A 17,133-nucleotide genomic window follows, 5' to 3' on the forward strand; every position below is an offset into this window, starting at 1 on the left:
GCGGCATGCTCTGTGCGGGCAACGCAATATCTTGTGGATAAGCCGGGGTGGCGGGCCACATGCTGCGCGCCCGCGTTGACAGGGCGGCGTTTCGGCTGGCACGGTGAGGGTCAGGGCAAGAATCGGAACAGGCCAAGGTGCAGTTTTCCCGGTTGAGATTGACGGGCTTCAAGTCCTTCGTGGACCCGACCGATCTGATGATCGCGGACGGGCTGACCGGCGTGGTCGGTCCGAACGGCTGCGGCAAGTCGAACCTCTTGGAAGCGCTGCGCTGGGTGATGGGCGAAAACCGCCCCACCGCGATGCGCGGCGGCGGGATGGAGGACGTGATCTTTGCCGGCGCCGCGACCCGCCCCGCCCGCAACTTTGCCGAGGTGAGCCTGCTGCTGGACAACAGCGACCGGCTGGCACCCGCCGCCTTCAATGACAGTGACATCCTCGAAGTGGTGCGGCGGATCACGCGGGACGTGGGATCGGCCTACAAGGCCAATGCCAAGGACGTGCGCGCGCGGGACGTACAGATGCTGTTCGCCGATGCCTCGACCGGGGCGCATTCGCCGTCGCTGGTGCGGCAGGGGCAGATCAGCGAGTTGATCAACGCCAAACCCAAGGCGCGGCGGCGCATTCTTGAGGAAGCGGCGGGGATTTCGGGGCTCTACCAGCGGCGGCACGAGGCCGAGCTGAAGCTGAAGGGGACCGAGACGAACCTGACGCGCGTCGACGACGTGATCGAGCAGTTGGCCGCACAGCTTGCGCAACTGGCCCGGCAGGCGCGGCAGGCGGCGCGGTATCGCGCAATCGGGGAGGAATTGCGCGCCGCCGAGGGCCAGTTGCTGTACCGCCGCTGGAAAGAGGCGGACGCAGCGCGGGCCGAGACCGATGACGCGTTACGCGCCCGCACGACCGAAGCGGCGCAGTCCGAAGGCGCGGCCCGCAAGGCCGCTGTCGCGCGGGAAGAGGCAGAGGCCGCGTTGCCGCCCTTGCGGGAGGAAGACGCGATCGCGGCGGCGGTGTTGCAGCGCCTGCTGGTCGAGCGCGACACGCTGACTGCGGCGGAGACGCAGGCGCAGGAGCGGATCGCGGCGCTGGAGGCGCGGATCGCGCAGCTGACGACGGACCGCGCGCGCGAGGCGGATCTGAACCGCGATGCCGAGCAGAGCGTGGTGCGCCTGAACGAGGAAGCGGCCAAGCTGGAAGCGGACGGCGAGGGCCACGAGGCCGCGCTGGCCGAGGCCGAAGCGGCGGCCCACGAGGCGGCGAGCGTGTTGCAGGCGCGCGAGGCGGACCTGTCGCAGAAGACCGAGGATGTGGCGCGGCTGGCGGCCCGGCACCAGTCGGCGGAGCGGTTGCTGGCCGACCTGGAAAAGACGGTCGCCAAGCATCGCGCGGATGCGGAAGCGGCGGAAACCGCGCAACAAGCGGCGCGCACGGCCCGGTCCGAGGCGGAAGCGCGGGTGGCCCAGCTGGCCGAGGCGCAGGTCGCGGCGCAGCGGATGCAGACCGAGGCGGAGGCGACGCTGGTCGCTGCCGAAGAGGCGCGCGCGGCGGCGCAGTCGCGGGAGGCCGATGCACGGGCCGAGCGGTCTTCGGCTGAAGGTGAGACCAAGGCGCTGCTGGCGGAGATGGCCGCTCTCGACAAGTTGCTGCGGCGGGACGAGGCGGATACGGGCCAGTTGCTTGACCTGCTGCAGGTGGCGCCCGGTTATGAAAAGGCGCTGGGCGCGGCGCTTGCCGACGACCTGCGCGCGCCGGTGCTGGGCGCGGGCGAGACGGGCACCGGCTGGCACGAATTGCAGGATTTCGACGGCTCGGCGGAGTTGCCCGAGGGTGTCGTCCCGCTGAGTTATCACGTGGCGGGGCCGGACGTCCTGCAACGGCGGATGCGGATGATCGGCGTGGTGCCGGACGAGGCGACGGGCCAGCGGCTGCACGCGGCGCTTGGCCCCGGCCAGCGGCTGGTGTCCGCCGAGGGGGATCTGTGGCGCTGGGACGGGTTCCATGTCGATGGTGAGGATGCGCCGTCGGCGGCGGCCTTGCGGCTGGAACAGCTCAACCGGCTCGAAGCGCTGAAACAGCAGGCCTCGCAGGCGGAGGCGCGGCTGGACGCGGCGCGGCAGGCGCACGAGGCACTGACTGCGCGGGTGGCGGAACTGACGGCGGCGGATGCGGCGGCGCGGCAGGCGCGGCGCGATGCCGATACGCAGGCGTCCGAGGCCGCGCGCGCGCTGTCACGGGCAGAGGCCGACCGCGACGTGGCCGATGGCAAGTGCGAGACGCTGGCGCTGGCGCTGGATCGCCACCGCGATGCCGCGACCGAAGCCGAAGGACAGGCGGCGGAGGCGCGCGGCGCGCTGAAGGCGCTGCCGGATATCGGGGCGGAGCGCGCGCAGGTCGAGGACCTGCGCCTGACGGTCGAGGCCGCGCGGGTGACGATGATGACCCGCCGGTCGGCCTTTGACGAGTTGCGCCGCGAGGGCGCCGCGCGGTTGCGCCGGGCGCAGAGCGTGGCGCAGGACCTGACCCGCTGGCAAGCGCGGCTTGAATCGGCGGGCACCCGGATTGCCGAGATCGATACGCGCGAGGCCGAGGCAAAGGCCGATCTGGACGCGGCGCGGGATGCGCCGACGACGCTTGCCTCGAAACGTGACGAACTGGCGGACAGCATTTCCGTGGCAGAGGCGCGCAAGGCCGAAGCGGCGGATGCGTTGTCGACCGCCGAGGGCGCCTTGCGGGAAGCGGATCGCGCGGCGCGGGAGGCCGAGCGGGCGGCGGGCGAGGCGCGGGAGGCGCGCGCGGCTGCCGAGGCGCGCGCAGAAGCGGCGCGGGACACGGTGGCGCTGGCCGCGCAGCGGATCGACGAGGCGCTTCTGGTGACGCCCGATCAGCTTCTGGCCTCGCTCGACATGGTGCCGGAGCAGATGCCGCCGGCGGAGCGGCTGGAAGGCGACGTTGCACGTCTCAAACGCCAGCGCGATGCGCTGGGCGCGGTGAACCTGCGCGCCGAGGAAGACGCCAAGGAGGTCCAGACCGAGCATGACGCGCTGGTCGCCGAGAAGGCGGACCTTGAAAACGCGGTGCGCGAGTTGCGCAACGGGATCGCCAGCCTGAACCGCGAGGGCCGGGAGCGCCTGCTGACCGCGTTCGAGCAGGTGAACGACAATTTCGGGATGCTCTTCAAGCACCTGTTCGGCGGGGGCGAGGCGAGCCTGACGCTGGTGGAATCCGACGATCCGCTGGATGCGGGACTTGAGATCATGTGCCAGCCGCCGGGCAAGAAGCTGTCGACGCTGTCGCTTTTGTCAGGGGGGGAGCAGACGCTGACGGCGCTGGCGCTGATCTTTGCCGTGTTCCTTGCGAACCCGGCGCCGATCTGTGTGCTGGACGAGGTCGACGCACCGCTGGACGATGCCAACGTGACGCGGTTCTGTGATCTGCTGGACGAGATGACGCGCCGCACCGACACGCGGTTCCTGATCATCACCCACCACGCCGTCACGATGGCCCGGATGGACCGCCTGTTCGGCGTCACGATGCAGGAGCAGGGCGTGTCGCAGCTTGTCTCGGTCGATCTGAAGAAGGCCGAGCAGCTGGTCGCCTAAAGCCGGTCGAGCAGGTCGGGCGTCGGCCAGGCGTCTGCGGGCAGACCAAGGCGGCGCTGGACGTCCTGCACTGCGTTGCGGGTGTTGGCCCCGAGGATACCATCGACCTTGCCCACGTCGTACCCGGCCTGTTGCAGCTTGCGTTGAAGCGCCTGCATCTGCGGGCCGTCGAGGCCGGGATCGGGGTTGCCAGCGTTGTAGACCGGTGCGCCTTCCAAACGGGTCGCGAAATAGGCCGCCGTCAGGACGTAGACGAAGCTCTGGTTCCATTCGAACAGGACCGAGAAGTTCGGGTAGGCGAGGAAGGCCGGTCCCTTGCGCCCCTGCGGCAGGATCAGCGCGGCGGGCAGCGACCGCGCCTCCCACCGGCCCGACCGGGGGGCAACGCCCATCTTCTGCCAGTCGCGCGCCGTCATGCGCGTGCCCAGCCCCGATTTCGACCAGTCCATCTGCGCGGGCACGGTGACCTCTTGCAGCCACGGCTCGTTCGGGCGCCAGCCGAGCGAGCGCAGCAGGTTCGCGCCGGACAGGAGCGCGTCGGGGGCGGAGGTCTTCAGCGAGACGCGCCCGTCGCCATCGGCATCGACGCCGTTGCGCAGGATGTCTTCGGGCAGCATCTGCACCATCCCGATCTCGCCCGCCCAGGCGCCGGTCGTGGTGCGGGGATCGAAGGCACCGCGTTCGAACAGTTCCAGCGCGGCGAAGACCTGCGGGCGGAACAGCTCGGGGCGGCGGCAATCGTGGGCCAGCGTGACCAGCGCGTTCAGCGTGTTGAAATCGCCCTGGTAGCCGCCGTAGTCGGTCTCGAATGCCCAGAAGGCCAGAAGCACGCCGCGCGGCACGCCATAGCGCCGCTCCATCTCGCGGAAGGTGGCGGCATGCCGTTTCTCGTTCGCGCGGCCCGCGTTGATCCGGTTCTGCGAGATCAGGCGGCGGGAAAACTCGATGAACGGTTTCTGGAACACGCCTTGCGCCCGGTCGGCCCGGATCACGGCGGGGTCGAGCCGCGCGGAGGCGAGAAACACGTCCACACGGTCCCGCGCATGGCCGCGCGCGACGGCTTCCGCCTTCAATTCCTGCACGAAGCGCGGAAAGTCGCCGCCGCAGGATTGGGCAAGCGCCGGCCCGGCAAGGGCCAGCGCCGCGAGGGTCGACAGGATCGGAAACAGGCGCATCGGGTTCACCACGTTGAGAAAATACCGTTACGGGCCGACCGTAGGGGAGGGGCATGCAGGGTTCAACCATGCCTGTCCGGGCGCGGTGCTGACACGAATGCGCGAGGACCTGCCACAAATATGCGAATGACTCTCACTGACGAAAATGTAAACCTTCTCGCAAGCTTTGTTGCTTTTTTATGAACCCCGGGGCCCAGCAAGGACGGAGCCGTTGGCGTCAAGCGAAACGTCAGTCTTGATTGTGGAACCTGTTCCCGAGATTGGGCGCGTCTGGGCGCGCCATCTGGAGCGGGTTGGCATGAAGGTCACGCAGGTTGGTGGGCAGAGCGGCGCGATTTCGGCCCTGACCACCCGGACCTTCGACATCATCGTGACCGACCTGATGCTGCAGGAGGGCAGCGCGCTGGCGGTGGCGGATTTCGCCAATTACCGGCATCCCGAGGCGCGGGTGATCTTCGTCACCAACACGACCTTCTTTTCCGACGGGTCGATCTTCCAGCATTGTTCGAACGCCTGCGCCTACCTGCCGCGCGGCTTCAAGCCCGAGGACCTTGCCGCGCTGGTCGAACATCACGGCGCGGATGTCAGCCGCGCCCGTGCGGAGCTTCCCAGTCGAGCACAGGGTTGATCGGTACGATCCGGTGCGGATTGATGCTGTCGTGGCTGTAATGGTAGTGGCGCACGATGTGGTCGAAATTCACCGTCCCTGACACGCCCGGCCACTGGTAAAGCTCCCGCGTGTAGGCCCAGAGGTTTGGATAGTCGACGATCCGGCGGCGGTTGCACTTGAAATGCAGGTGATAGACCGGGTCGAACCGGACGAGCGTGGTGAAGAGCCGCCAGTCGGCCTCTGTCACGCGGTCGCCCATGAGGTAGCGGGTGGAGGCGAGCCTGTCCTCGATCCAGTCGAGCGTGTCGAACAGGGGATGCACGGCGGCGTCGTAGGCCTCTTGCGTGGTGGCGAAGCCGGACTTGTAGACGCCGTTGTTGAGCGTGTCGTAGATGCGCGCGTTCACGGGCTCGATCGCGTCGCGCAGGTCCGCGGGCCAGAAATCGGCGGTGTTGCCGGTGATGCCGTCAAAGGCCGCGTTGAACATGCGGATGATTTCCGAGCTTTCGTTCGACACGATTGTTTCACGGCTCTTGTCCCAGAGGATCGGCACGGTCACGCGCCCGGTCATGGCGGGCTTGGCCTTGAGGTAGATGTCGCGGGCAAAGGGCAGGCCGTAAAGCCGGTCGCCGGTGGCGCCGTGGGCGTCCGTCTCGAACGTCCAGCCGTCGTCCAGCATGTCGGGATGCACGACCGAGACGTCGATGTGATCCTCCAGCCCTTTCAGCGCCCGGAAGATCAGCGTGCGGTGCGCCCAGGGGCAGGCATAGCTGACATAGAGGTGGTAGCGGCCGCTTTCCGCCTTGAACCCATCCTCGCCGGAAGGACCGGCGCTGCCATCGGCGGTGATCCAGTTCCGAAAGGCGGCCTCGGTCCGTTTAAAAGCGCCGCCGGTCGATGTCGTGTCGTACCACGTGTCCTGCCACGTGCCGTCCACCAGCATTCCCATCTGCGTGCTCCTTCAATTTCCGTGTTGCCCCTGACATAGCGGTTTTGACCGATGCCGAAAGGTCACGGTCGCGCGCAGCATGCCTGCGCATGTGCACAGCATCGTTGCGACGGCGTGGCCGCATGCACACATTTTCACCGGTTCACGGTTTCTTTTTTCAGATTCGCCATAGTTAAACCCTCGGGAGGAGAGGGCCGATGTCGACATATTTGTCCAAGGAAGTTCAGGCGGGGATCGACGCCGCGCGCAAGCTGGCCGAGAAGCGCAAGAGCCGCTACCGGGTGGTTCAGGGCGCCACGACATTCCGCATCCTGCGGCTGTGGGAGTCCGGGTTCACGCTAGACGTGGAGACCGCGCCGCAACTGCGCGGCCTTGTCGACATCTACGATGGCGGGCGGCACCTGTACCAGTGCCTGATCGTGACCTCGGAAAGCGACGGATCGGAATGGCGGTTCGACTTCAAGCGCAACACCGCCGCGGCGGACAAGGCGCCGCTGGATTTCTACCGCGCGCCCGACGCGCCCATCGCGCTTCTGGGCAAGTCAGGCGGGTGACTCACCCGCCCTACGCCGGGTGATCCGTCGAAAGTTTTTCCACTGCTGACAGGTGGTGGGTGAAATCACCCACCCTACGCGCATTGCTACTGCAGGTCGCCGAACGCGCGTTGCATGCGCCCGACCGCATCGACGACGCGGGCGCGCGGCGTGGCGATGTTGAACCGCAGGAAGCTGTCGCCGCCCTTGCCGAATGTCGGGCCGTGGTTGACGCAGATCCGGGCCTCCCTCTCGGTGCGGCGGGTGAACTCGGCGACCTCCATGCCGGTGCCGGAGAAATCGACCCATGACAGGTAGGTCGCCTCCAACGGCATGGGCGTCAGGCCGGGGATGGCCGCGATCCCGTCGTTGAAGACGCGCTGGTTCTCACCGATATAGGCCATCAGGTCATCCACCCACGCCGCCCCTTCGGGGCTGAGCGCGGCGGTCGCCATGTGCAGGCCGAACGAGTTGGGAGAGATCCCCAGCGCGCCCATCTTCTGCGCGAATTGCGCACGCAGGTCCGGGTCCGGCACGATCACGTTGCCGATATGCGCGCCCGCGATGTTGAAGGTCTTGGTCGTGGCGGTCATCATCACCAGCCGGTCCATGATGCTGTCATCCACGAGCGTCATGGGGATATGCGTCTGGCCGGGATAGACGAGGTCGTTGTGGATCTCGTCGGACACGAGGATCAGGTCGTGCCGCTTGCAGAAATCGGCGACGCCCTGCAATTCCTCCCGCGTCCAGACGCGCCCACCGGGATTGTGCGGAGAGCAGAGGATGAACATCTTCTCACGCCCCGTCATGGCCGCGTCCCACGCGGCGAAATCCATCGCGTACCGGTTATCGGTCAGGGCCAGTTCCAGTTCCACCACCTCGCGCCCGGCGGCTTTGATGACGCGGGCGAAGGCGTGGTAGACGGGCGTCGTGAGGATGACGCCGTCGCCCGGTTCGGTCCAGGTGTCGACGCACATGCCGGTGCCGTTGACCAGCCCGTGGGTGGTGAAGATCGACGCCGGATCGACCGTCCAGCCATGGCGTTCGGCCATCCACCAGCAGATCGCCTCGCGGTAGGGTGTTTCGTTGCCGAAATAGCCGTAGATCCCGTGATCGGCCATGTTGCGGACCGCATCGGTCACGCAGGCGGGCGGGCGGAAATCCATGTCGGCCACCCACATGGCCAGACCGTCATCGGGGGAGACGCCGTAGATCGCCTCCATCATATCCCATTTCACCGAATGGGTGCCGCGGCGGTCGATGATGTCGTCGAAACTCATGGAAGGCCTTTCAGGATGGGTCGTCTGCGAGCTGGAACAGGGTTCCGACGGTGGTGCCAAGCTCTGCCGCGATGCGCAAGGCGAGAGTTGTGGAGAGGATGAAGACCGCGTTCCCGCTCGTGTTGATCGTCTTGCGCGGCACGCCGACCTGACACGCAAGAGCGGTTCGTGGGTGTCATCGGTCGTCGCGGAAATGGCAATGCCATGGTTACCTATTGTGCTGCTCCGGGCAGCAGTTGCGCCGGGGGCGGTGTCCGATTATCTGGGGAGGCATGAAACGGCCCATCCTGCTCCACCCCGATCCGCGCCTGAAAAAGGTGTGCACGCCGGTCGATGACATCTCTGACCGGCTGCGCGCGCTGGCGGATGACATGCTGGAAACGATGTATGCCGCGCCGGGCATCGGGTTGGCCGCGCCGCAGGTGGGTGTGACCGACCGGATGATCGTGATGGATTGCGTCAAGGACGACGACGCACCCGCGCGCCCGATGGTGCTGGTCAACCCGCAGGTGCTGGCGTCGTCGGACGAGCAGAACACCTATGAAGAGGGCTGCCTGTCGATCCCGGAACAGTTCGCCGACGTGACAAGGCCCAAGGTGGTGAAGGTCGGCTGGCTGGACCTCGATGGCAATCCGCAGGAGGAGGAGTTCGACGGGCTGTGGGCGACCTGCGTGCAGCACGAGATCGATCACCTCGATGGCAAGCTTTTCATCGACTACCTCAAGCCGCTCAAACGCCAGCTGATCACGCGCAAGATGCAGAAGATGAAGCGTGAAATGGCGCGGGCATGAGCGTCCTTCCGGTCGTGATGCGCCCCGATTCGAGGCTGTCCACGCCTTGTGTCGCGGTGCCGGAGGACGCGGATCGCCGGGGCCTGATCGCGGACATGTTCGACACGCTTTACGACGCGCAGGGGCGCGGGCTGGCGGCGCCGCAGGTCGGCGTGCTGGAGCGTCTGTTCATCATGGATGCGACGTGGAAGGACGGGCCGCGCAATCCGCGCGTCTTCGTGAACCCGCGCATCGTCGAGCGCGCGGGTGAGCCGCAGGAGGGGCTGGAAGCCTGCCTGTCCATCCCCGGTCTTAGCCTGTCTGTCCCGCGCCATCCCCGCGTGCGGCTGACATGGCGGGACGGCGAGGGCGTGGCGCATGACGCGTGGTTGACGGGGTTCGAGGCGGTGTGCGCCCAGCATGAAATCGATCACCTCGACGGGATCCTGATCACCGACCGGGCGGAGGAGCATCCGGGACTGCGCGAGGTCGACGCCACATGATCCGCCCCTTCGTGCCCTGGCCCGATCCGCGCCTGTCGACCGTCTGCGAGCCGGTCGCGGACGTGACGGACGAAATCCGGGCGATCTGGGACGACATGATCGACACGATGGAGGCGATGCCGGGCGTGGGCCTTGCCGCGCCGCAGATCGGGGTGATGCTGCGGCTGGCGGTGGTCGATGCGTCGGACACGCGCGGGCAGGCGGTGCGCATGGCCAACCCCGAGGTGATCGACGCGGGCGCGGACCTGCGCGCGCACGAGGAAGCCTCCCCCAACCTGCCGGGCGCGTCGGCCAAACTGAAACGTCCCGCGAAGGTGATCGTGCGGTTCCTGAACCCCTATGGCATGCTTGACCGGAGGGAGTTCGAGGGGCTGTGGGCGACCAGCGTGCAGCACCAGATCGACCACCTGAACGGGCGGATGTATTTCGACAACCTGAGCCGGGTGAAGCGCGACATGTTCCTGCGCAAGGTCCGGAAATCGGTCAGGTAGGTCGGCTGGCAAGCAGCCGACCTACAGGCAGGAGGAACCGGCCATGCGCGTGATCTTCATGGGATCCCCGGACTTTTCAGTGCCGGTGCTGGATGCGCTGGTCGCGGCGGGGCACGAGATTGCCTGCGTCTATTGCCAGCCGCCGCGCCCCGCGGGCCGCGGCAAGAAGGATCGCGCGACGCCCGTGCAGGCGCGGGCGGAGGCGCTGGGCCTGCCGGTGCGGCATCCCGTGTCGCTGAAATCGCAAGAAGCGCAGGAGGCGTTCGCGGCGCTTGGTGCCGAGGTTGCGGTGGTGGTGGCCTACGGGCTGATCCTGCCGCAGGCGATCCTTGATGCGCCCGAGAGGGGATGCCTGAACATCCATGCCTCGCTGCTGCCGCGCTGGCGGGGCGCCGCCCCGATCCACCGCGCGATCCTCGCGGGCGATGCCGAGACCGGCGTGTGCATCATGCAGATGGAGGCGGGCCTTGATACCGGCCCGGTCCTGTTGCGGCGCGCGGTGCAGATCGGCGAGACCGAGACGACGGGCGCCTTGCATGACCGCCTGTCGGCGCTGGGCGCGGAGGCGATCGTGGAGGCGCTGGCACGGCTCGATACGCTGACGCCCGAGCCACAATCCGGGGACGGCGTGACCTATGCCGCGAAGATCGACAAGGCGGAGGCGGCCATCGACTGGACCCGTCCGGCGGTCGAGGTCGATCGGCAGATCCGGGGCCTGTCACCCTTTCCGGGCGCGTGGACGCTGATCCGGGGCGAGCGGGTGAAATGCCTTGCCTCGGAACTGGCGGACGGGGAAGGTGGGGCGGGCGTCACGCTGGACGCGGCGCTGACGGTGGCCTGTGGCAGCGGCGCGGTGCGGATCACGCGGGCGCAGCGCGCGGGTAAGTCGGCGGCGACGACGGGCGAGATGCTGCGCGGCTGGCCTGTCGCGCCGGGCACGCAACTGGGAGAGTGAGATGTTTCCGACCCTTATCGGCACCGTCGTGATCGCGGGCATCGTCGGCTATGTATCGGAAAAATCCGGGTTCACGCGCAACGGCTACCTGCCGTCGATCATCATCTGCGTGGGCGGGGCGTTCCTGTTCTATTTCGTGTCGCTGATGTTCGGGCTGCGGTTCGGCCCGCCGGGCGTGCAGGCCATCGTCGCCTCGATTGGCGCTCTCATCATCGTGCCGACCCATTGGCGGGGTGGCCGGGAGACGCGCGACCGCCGGCGGAAGTGAGCCGCTCCCGCCGCGTCAATTCCGCGCTATGCAGATGCGATTTCCGTTGCTACCGTAGCGGTTGCACCTAGGGACAAGGCATCATCGCATGGACATGACGGGCACTCGTATCTTGGCGGCGGATCGCGCGACGGTCTGGGCGGCGCTGCTGGATCCCGAGGTGCTGAAGGCCTGCGTGCCGGGGTGCCAGGAGATGGCGGGTTCCGCCGAGGAGGGGTTCACGGCGACGGTGGTGCAGAAGGTCGGGCCGGTGAAGGCGACCTTCAAGGGAACCGTGACGCTGAGCGACATGACCCCGCCCGAACGCCTGACGCTGTCGGGCGAGGGCAAGGGCGGTGCCGCGGGCTTCGCCAAGGGCGGCGCCGATGTGCGGCTGACCGAGGTGCCCGAGGGCACGCAGCTGGATTACGAGGTCGAGGCCAAGGTGGGCGGCAAGCTGGCACAGCTTGGCAGCCGCATCGTGGACGGGTTCGCCCGCAAGATGGCCGACCAGTTCTTTGACAGGTTCCAGGACGCTGTGGCGCCGGAGGCACCCGATGCGGGGCCGGATGGCGACGAAGGCCAGGGCGAGACGAGTGACGAGAAAAAGAAGGGATGGCTGGGACGCATCGTGTCAGGCTGACCCGAGACAATCGCATTTCATAGGGAGGATCGAATGCCGAACGTATCGATGACGGTGAACGGAAAGGCCGCAAGCGGCGAGGTCGAGGGCCGCACGCTGCTGGTGGGATTCCTGCGCGACCAGCTGGGGCTGACAGGCACGCATGTGGGTTGCGACACCTCGCAATGTGGCGCCTGCGTGGTGCACGTGGACGGCAAGGCGGTGAAGGCCTGCACGATGCTGGCGGCCGAGGCTGACGGCGCGGACGTCAAGACGATCGAGGGGATGGCGGCGCCGGATGGCACGCTGTCGACGATCCAGCAGGCGTTCCAGGACCACCACGGCCTTCAATGCGGGTTCTGCACGCCGGGCATGGTGATGTCGGCGGCGGCCCTGCTGGCCGAGAACGCCAGCCCCAGCGAGCAGGAGATCCGGGAATACCTGGAGGGCAACATCTGCCGCTGCACCGGGTACCACAATATCGTCAAGGCGATCATGGCCGCAGCCGGCCACGACGTCAGCGCAATCGCAGCCGAATAAATCTGACCGACCGGGGGCCAGCCCCCGGACCCCCGAGGTATTTGAAAACCGAAGAAGGGGGGACGGGCGGGATGAGGCCGGGCCGGTCGATATTGGGAGGAACGACGAATGCCGAAGGATCATGGAATTGGCGCAGCTCCGAAGCGCCGTGAAGACGTCCGCTTTCTGACCGGGGCGGGGAATTATACCGACGACATCAACGTGCGCGGTCAGGCTTACGTGTATTTCCTGCGCTCGGACGTGGCGCATGGGCGGATCAACGGGATCGATACCGGCGCGGCGGCTGCCATGCCGGGGGTCGTGCGGATCTTTACTGGGGCGGATTTCGAGGGCGTGGGCGGCATGCCCTGCGGCTGGCAGGTCACCGACCGCCACGGAGAGGTGATGCAGGAACCCGCGCACCCGATCCTCGCGCAGGGCAAGGTGCGGCACGTGGGCGACCCGATCGCGGCCATCGTGGCCGACACGCTGGAGCAGGCGCGCGACGCCGCCGAGGCGATCGAGGTCGACATGGAGGAGTTGCCCGCCGTGATCGACATGAAGGCGGCGCTGGCGGACGGGTCGACCAAGGTGCATGACGATCTGACGTCGAACCTGTGCTATGACTGGGGTTTCGTGGAGGAAAACCGCGACGCCGTGGACCAGGCGATCAAGGACGCCGCGCATGTCACCACGCTGGAACTGGTGAACAACCGCCTCGTCGCCAACCCGATGGAGCCGCGCGTGGCGGTGGGCGACTACAACCGCGGCACGGACGATTCGACGCTCTACACCACCAGCCAGAACCCGCACGTGATCCGCCTGTTGATGGGCGCCTTCGTCCTGGGCATCCCCGAGCACAAGCTGCGGGTCGTCGCGCCCGACGTGGGTGGCGGGTTCGGCACCAAGATCTTCCACTATGCCGAGGAGGCGTTCTGCACCTTTGCCGCCAAGGCCTGCAACCGCCCGGTGAAGTGGACGGCGAGCCGGACCGAGGCGTTCATGTCGGACGCGCATGGCCGCGACCACGTGACGAAGATCGAGCTGGCGCTGGATGCGGACAACAACTTCACCGCCGTGCGGACCGAGACGCATGCGAACATGGGGGCTTACCTGTCCACCTTCGCGCCGTCGGTGCCGACATGGCTGCACGGGACGCTGATGGCGGGGAATTACCGCACGCCGCTGATCTACGTGAACGTGAAGGCGGTCTTCACCAACACCGTGCCGGTCGATGCCTATCGCGGGGCGGGTCGCCCCGAGGCGACGTTCCAGCTGGAGCGGGTGATCGACAAGGCGGCGCGGGAGTTGGGCGTGGACCCGATCGCGCTGCGCCGTCAGAACTTTATCCAGCCGGACCAGTTCCCCTATGCCACGCCGGTGGCGGTGGAATACGACACGGGCGATTACGACGCCACGATGAACAAGCTGGAAGAGATCGCGGACCTGTCGGGCTTTGCCGCGCGGCGTGCCGCGAGCGAGGCGAAGGGCAAGTGGCGCGGGCTTGGCGTCAACTGCTACATCGAGGCCTGCGGCATCGCGCCGTCGAACCTTGTCGGTCAGCTGGGCGCGCGTGCGGGTCTGTACGAGTCTGCCACGGTGCGCGTGAACGCCACGGGTGGCCTTGTGGTCATGACCGGGTCGCACAGCCACGGTCAGGGGCACGAGACGACCTTCCCGCAGGTCATCGCCGAGATGATCGGTATCGACGAGAGCATGGTCGAGATCGTGCATGGCGACACCGCCAACACGCCGATGGGCATGGGCACCTATGGCTCGCGCTCCATCGCGGTGGGCGGCAGCGCCATGGTGCGGGCGGCCGAGAAGATCATCAACAAGACCAAGAAGATCGCGGCGCACCTGCTGGAAGCCTCGGAAGCGGATATCGAGTTGAAGGACGGCAACTTCACCGTGGCCGGGACCGACAAGTCGGTGGATTGGGGGTCGGTCTGCCTGGCGGCTTATGTCCCGCACAACTACCCGCTGGAGGATATCGAGCCGGGGCTGGAGGAGACGGCGTTCTATGACCCGGCGAACTTCACCTACCCGGCCGGGGCCTATTCCTGCGAGGTGGAGGTCGATCCCGAAACCGGCAAGGTCACCATCGAGCGCTTCGCGGCGGCGGACGATTTCGGCAACGTCATCAACCCGATGATCGTCGAGGGCCAAGTGCATGGCGGGCTGGCGCAGGGGATCGGGCAGGCGCTGCTTGAGAACTGCGCCTATGACGAGACCGGGCAGCTTCTGTCGGCATCCTACATGGATTACGCCATGCCGCGGGCCGATGACCTGCCGTTCTACAGCGTGGACCATTCCTGCCAGACGCCCTGCACGCACAACCCGCTGGGTGTGAAGGGCTGTGGCGAGGCCGGTGCCATCGGGTCGCCGCCGGCGGTGGTGAACGCGGTGATCGACGCGCTGCATTCGGGCGGCAAGACCGGTGTGCTGCATATCGACATGCCGCTGTCGCCGGATCGCGTCTGGGCCGCGATGCAATGATCTTAAGGGCAGGTGCGAGGGGCCAGCCCCTCGCGCTCCCCGAGGTATTTTGAACCAGAGAAGGGGCGACCCGGTCCTGGTTTCAGACGAAAGGACAGAAGATGTACAATTTCGAATTCGAGAAGCCCTCGACCATCGCGGATGCGGTTGCGGCGCTGCAGGGCGACGAGGCGCAGGCGCTGGGCGGCGGGCAGACCCTGCTGCCGACGATGAAGCAGCGGCTGGCCAGCCCGGCCACGCTGGTAAGCCTGTCGGGCATTTCCGAGATTAAGGGCATCTGCACAGGTGATGACGGTGCGCTGTGCATCGGCGGGGCGACGACCCATGCCGAGGTCGCGGCAGGCGCGGGAGCCTATCCGGCGCTGGCCGACACGGCGGCGCATATCGGGGATCCGGCGGTGCGCAATCGCGGCACCATCGGCGGGTCGCTGGCCAACAACGACCCGTCGGCCTGTTACCCGGCGGCGGCGCTAGGGTCGGGTGCGACCATCGTGACGAATGCGCGGTCGATCGCGGCGGACGATTACTTCCAGGGGATGTTCGACACCGCGCTGGACGAAGGCGAGATCATCACCGAGGTGCGCTTCCCGGTGCCGGAGAAGGCCAATTACCAGAAATTCGTGCAGCCCGCGTCACGCTTTGCGCTGGTGGGCGTGTTCGTCGCGAAATACGCCGACGGGGTGCGGGTCGCGGTGACGGGTGCGTCCGAGAACGGCGTGTTCCGCTGGACCGAGGCCGAGGCGGCGCTGTCGGCGAATTTCGACGCTTCCGCCGTGCCGGATGCCCCGGCCGCCGATGGCATGATCGCCGACCTGCACGGGTCGAGCGCCTATCGCGCGCACCTGATCAAGGTACTGACGGCACGGGCGGTCGAAGCCGCCGCATGATGCCTTGCCGGGGCCCTGGCCCTGGCACCCATGAATGAAGGAAAGCCCCGGATCAGGTCCGGGGCTTTTCGATTTGGCCCCAGAGGTCGTATTCGCTGGCCTCGTCCACGGTGACGGTCACGATGTCACCGGGGGAGAGCGTGTCGAACCGCTCGTCGATGAAGAGGTTGCCGTCGATTTCCGGCGCATCGCCCTTGGTGCGGCAGGTCGCGGCGTCCTCTTCGATGCTGTCGACGATCACCTCGATCCGCGTCCCGACCTTGGCGGCGAGCTTGGCTTCGGAGATGGCCTGCGACTTGGCCATGAAGCGGTCCCAGCGGTCCTGCTTGACCTCGGCTGGGACGTGATCGGGCAGCGCGTTCGACCGGGCGCCGTCGACATTTTCGTACTGGAAGCAGCCGACGCGGTCGAGTTGCGCCTCGTCCAGCCAGTCGAGGAGCGTCTGGAACTCGGCCTCGGTCTCTCCCGGATAGCCGACGATGAAGGTCGACCGCAGGGTGATGGAGGGGCAGGCGGCGCGCCATGCGGCGATTTCGTCCAGCGTGCGGGCGGCGGCGGCGGGGCGGGCCATGCGCCTCAAGGTATCGGGATGCGCGTGCTGGAACGGGATGTCGAGGTAGGGCAGGACGCCGCCCGTCTCCATCAGCGGGATCAGGTCGCGCACATGGGGGTAGGGGTAGACGTAGTGGAGCCGCACCCACGCCCCCAGCGTGCCGAGGTCACGGGCGAGGTCGAGGATGGGGGCCTTGGCCTCCCGATCCTTCCAGTCGGTGCCGTAGGCCGAGGTGTCCTGGCTGATGACCAGCAACTCCTTCACGCCTGCCTCGACCAGCTTTTCCGCCTCGCGCATCACGGCGCGGTGGGGGCGGGAGGCGAGGCGGCCGCGCATGTCGGGGATGATGCAGAACTTGCACTTGTGGTTACAGCCTTCGGAAATCTTCAGATAGCTGTAGTGGCGCGGGGTCAGGGACACGCCCGTGGCAGGAAGCAGGTCGATGAACGGGTCGGGCGCGGGCGGGACGGCACCGTGCACGGCGTCAAGCACCTGTTCGTATTGATGCGGGCCGGTGACGGCGAGGACCTTGGGGTGCGCGCCGGTGATGTAGTCGGGCTCGGCCCCCAGACAGCCGGTGACGATCACGCGGCCATTCTCGGCCAAGGCCTCGCCAATCGCGTCGAGGCTTTCGGCCTTGGCGCTGTCGAGAAACCCGCAGGTGTTCACGATCACGGCGTCGGCGCCGGAATAGTCGGGCGAGATGCCGTAGCCTTCGGCGCGGAGACGCGTGAGGATGCGTTCGCTGTCGACCAGCGCCTTGGGGCAGCCGAGTGACACCATGCCGATGGTGGGCTGGCCGTGGCGCGGCGCGTCGGTGACGCGGGCGCGGGCAAGGTCGGGGCGGAGGTCGGGCGGGTTCTGGGCCATGCGCGGCGCTTAGCCGATGCGGAACGCTGTGTGAAGGCGGCGCGTTGCAATCTTGACGGACAGGGCGCACA

General features: G+C 67.4%; 17 protein-coding genes. 12 read left to right on the forward strand and 5 right to left on the reverse strand.

The annotated features are described in order from the left end of the window. The first annotated feature begins 137 nt into the window (after positions 1-137). Positions 138-3,599 (forward strand): chromosome segregation protein SMC, encoded by a 3,462-nt coding sequence (smc, locus tag ATO11_RS04970; RefSeq protein WP_050529732.1) that lies wholly within the window; start codon positions 138-140, stop codon positions 3,597-3,599. Here the strand turns inward: smc and ATO11_RS04975 are convergent. Next, positions 3,596-4,774 carry a lytic murein transglycosylase gene (locus ATO11_RS04975; RefSeq protein WP_050529733.1) on the reverse strand — a complete coding sequence of 393 codons (1,179 nt, stop codon included), beginning with the start codon at positions 4,772-4,774 and terminating at the stop codon, positions 3,596-3,598. The two genes, smc and ATO11_RS04975, sit on opposite strands and share 4 nt — an antisense overlap. 211 nt (positions 4,775-4,985) lie before the next feature. Between ATO11_RS04975 and ATO11_RS04980 the strand changes: the two genes are divergently transcribed. Beyond that, complete coding sequence (locus ATO11_RS04980) at positions 4,986-5,402, forward strand: response regulator transcription factor (protein ID WP_050529734.1); 417 nt, start codon at positions 4,986-4,988, stop codon at positions 5,400-5,402. On the opposite strand, the gene ATO11_RS04985 is transcribed toward ATO11_RS04980, so the two are convergent. Continuing rightward, entirely contained in the window at positions 5,359-6,333 is a 975-nt protein-coding gene (locus tag ATO11_RS04985) for a glutathione S-transferase family protein (RefSeq protein ID WP_050529735.1), read from the reverse strand. The genes ATO11_RS04980 and ATO11_RS04985 overlap by 44 nt on opposite strands. Before the next feature lie 197 nt (positions 6,334-6,530). Between ATO11_RS04985 and ATO11_RS04990 the strand changes: the two genes are divergently transcribed. After that, a complete protein-coding gene (locus ATO11_RS04990) occupies positions 6,531-6,887 on the forward strand; it encodes a hypothetical protein (RefSeq protein ID WP_050529736.1) in 357 nt (118 codons plus the stop codon). Positions 6,888-6,973: 86 nt separating this feature from the next. Here ATO11_RS04990 and ATO11_RS04995 read toward each other — a convergent pair whose 3' ends face one another. Next, positions 6,974-8,146 carry a MalY/PatB family protein gene (locus ATO11_RS04995; RefSeq protein ID WP_050529737.1) on the reverse strand — a complete coding sequence of 391 codons (1,173 nt, stop codon included), beginning with the start codon at positions 8,144-8,146 and terminating at the stop codon, positions 6,974-6,976. Between the two features lie 10 nt (positions 8,147-8,156). After that, positions 8,157-8,288 (reverse strand): hypothetical protein, encoded by a 132-nt coding sequence (locus ATO11_RS22475; protein ID WP_278044282.1) that lies wholly within the window; start codon positions 8,286-8,288, stop codon positions 8,157-8,159. Positions 8,289-8,418: 130 nt separating this feature from the next. On the opposite strand from ATO11_RS22475, the gene def (ATO11_RS05000) reads away from it, so the two are divergent. The 9 genes from def (ATO11_RS05000) to ATO11_RS05040 all read left to right on the forward strand — a co-directional run bounded on the left by def (ATO11_RS05000) (position 8,419) and on the right by ATO11_RS05040 (position 15,639). Then, positions 8,419-8,937 (forward strand): peptide deformylase, encoded by a 519-nt coding sequence (gene def, locus ATO11_RS05000; RefSeq protein ID WP_050529738.1) that lies wholly within the window; start codon positions 8,419-8,421, stop codon positions 8,935-8,937. Beyond that, positions 8,934-9,419 carry a peptide deformylase gene (def, locus tag ATO11_RS05005; RefSeq protein ID WP_050529739.1) on the forward strand — a complete coding sequence of 162 codons (486 nt, stop codon included), beginning with the start codon at positions 8,934-8,936 and terminating at the stop codon, positions 9,417-9,419. The genes def (ATO11_RS05000) and def (ATO11_RS05005) overlap by 4 nt, the downstream gene beginning before the upstream one ends. Further along, a complete protein-coding gene (gene def, locus ATO11_RS05010; protein WP_050529740.1) occupies positions 9,416-9,910 on the forward strand; it encodes a peptide deformylase in 495 nt (164 codons plus the stop codon). The genes def (ATO11_RS05005) and def (ATO11_RS05010) overlap by 4 nt, the downstream gene beginning before the upstream one ends. A gap of 43 nt (positions 9,911-9,953) precedes the next feature. Next, positions 9,954-10,865 carry a methionyl-tRNA formyltransferase gene (fmt, locus tag ATO11_RS05015; protein WP_050529741.1) on the forward strand — a complete coding sequence of 304 codons (912 nt, stop codon included), beginning with the start codon at positions 9,954-9,956 and terminating at the stop codon, positions 10,863-10,865. Between the two features lies 1 nt (position 10,866). Then, positions 10,867-11,133 (forward strand): hypothetical protein, encoded by a 267-nt coding sequence (locus ATO11_RS05020; RefSeq protein ID WP_050529742.1) that lies wholly within the window; start codon positions 10,867-10,869, stop codon positions 11,131-11,133. Between the two features lie 88 nt (positions 11,134-11,221). After that, positions 11,222-11,755: an SRPBCC family protein gene (locus ATO11_RS05025; protein WP_050529743.1), complete on the forward strand. Its 534-nt coding sequence runs from the start codon at positions 11,222-11,224 to the stop codon at positions 11,753-11,755. A 33-nt stretch (positions 11,756-11,788) separates the two neighbouring features. After that, on the forward strand, positions 11,789-12,274 hold the full coding sequence (locus ATO11_RS05030; RefSeq protein WP_050529744.1) for a (2Fe-2S)-binding protein: 486 nt from the start codon (positions 11,789-11,791) through the stop codon (positions 12,272-12,274). A 108-nt stretch (positions 12,275-12,382) separates the two neighbouring features. After that, complete coding sequence (locus ATO11_RS05035; protein WP_050529745.1) at positions 12,383-14,752, forward strand: xanthine dehydrogenase family protein molybdopterin-binding subunit; 2,370 nt, start codon at positions 12,383-12,385, stop codon at positions 14,750-14,752. 101 nt (positions 14,753-14,853) lie between these two features. Further along, positions 14,854-15,639, forward strand: a complete 786-nt coding sequence (locus ATO11_RS05040; RefSeq protein WP_050529746.1) for an FAD binding domain-containing protein — start codon at positions 14,854-14,856, stop codon at positions 15,637-15,639. A 52-nt stretch (positions 15,640-15,691) separates the two neighbouring features. Here ATO11_RS05040 and rimO read toward each other — a convergent pair whose 3' ends face one another. After that, on the reverse strand, positions 15,692-17,062 hold the full coding sequence (gene rimO, locus ATO11_RS05045; protein WP_050529747.1) for a 30S ribosomal protein S12 methylthiotransferase RimO: 1,371 nt from the start codon (positions 17,060-17,062) through the stop codon (positions 15,692-15,694). Positions 17,063-17,133: the final 71 nt, after the last annotated feature.

It is taken from the genome of Pseudaestuariivita atlantica (genome assembly GCF_001205715.1).
Lineage (GTDB): Bacteria > Pseudomonadota > Alphaproteobacteria > Rhodobacterales > Rhodobacteraceae > Pseudaestuariivita > Pseudaestuariivita atlantica.

Bases quoted from the DNA above. Each gene is read 5' to 3' on its own strand.
- ATO11_RS05040 (WP_050529746.1), top strand. From the start codon at position 14,854: ATGTACAATTTCGAATTCGAGAAGCCCTCGACCATCGCGGATGCGGTT.
- ATO11_RS04985 (WP_050529735.1), bottom strand. From the start codon at position 6,333: ATGGGAATGCTGGTGGACGGCACGTGGCAGGACACGTGGTACGACACG.
- def (WP_050529739.1), top strand. From the start codon at position 8,934: ATGAGCGTCCTTCCGGTCGTGATGCGCCCCGATTCGAGGCTGTCCACG.
- ATO11_RS04995 (WP_050529737.1), bottom strand. From the start codon at position 8,146: ATGAGTTTCGACGACATCATCGACCGCCGCGGCACCCATTCGGTGAAA.
- ATO11_RS05030 (WP_050529744.1), top strand. From the start codon at position 11,789: ATGCCGAACGTATCGATGACGGTGAACGGAAAGGCCGCAAGCGGCGAG.
- ATO11_RS05035 (WP_050529745.1), top strand. From the start codon at position 12,383: ATGCCGAAGGATCATGGAATTGGCGCAGCTCCGAAGCGCCGTGAAGAC.
- rimO (WP_050529747.1), bottom strand. From the start codon at position 17,062: ATGGCCCAGAACCCGCCCGACCTCCGCCCCGACCTTGCCCGCGCCCGC.
- fmt (WP_050529741.1), top strand. From the start codon at position 9,954: ATGCGCGTGATCTTCATGGGATCCCCGGACTTTTCAGTGCCGGTGCTG.
- ATO11_RS04990 (WP_050529736.1), top strand. From the start codon at position 6,531: ATGTCGACATATTTGTCCAAGGAAGTTCAGGCGGGGATCGACGCCGCG.
- ATO11_RS04975 (WP_050529733.1), bottom strand. From the start codon at position 4,774: ATGCGCCTGTTTCCGATCCTGTCGACCCTCGCGGCGCTGGCCCTTGCC.
- def (WP_050529740.1), top strand. From the start codon at position 9,416: ATGATCCGCCCCTTCGTGCCCTGGCCCGATCCGCGCCTGTCGACCGTC.
- ATO11_RS05025 (WP_050529743.1), top strand. From the start codon at position 11,222: ATGGACATGACGGGCACTCGTATCTTGGCGGCGGATCGCGCGACGGTC.
- def (WP_050529738.1), top strand. From the start codon at position 8,419: ATGAAACGGCCCATCCTGCTCCACCCCGATCCGCGCCTGAAAAAGGTG.
- ATO11_RS05020 (WP_050529742.1), top strand. From the start codon at position 10,867: ATGTTTCCGACCCTTATCGGCACCGTCGTGATCGCGGGCATCGTCGGC.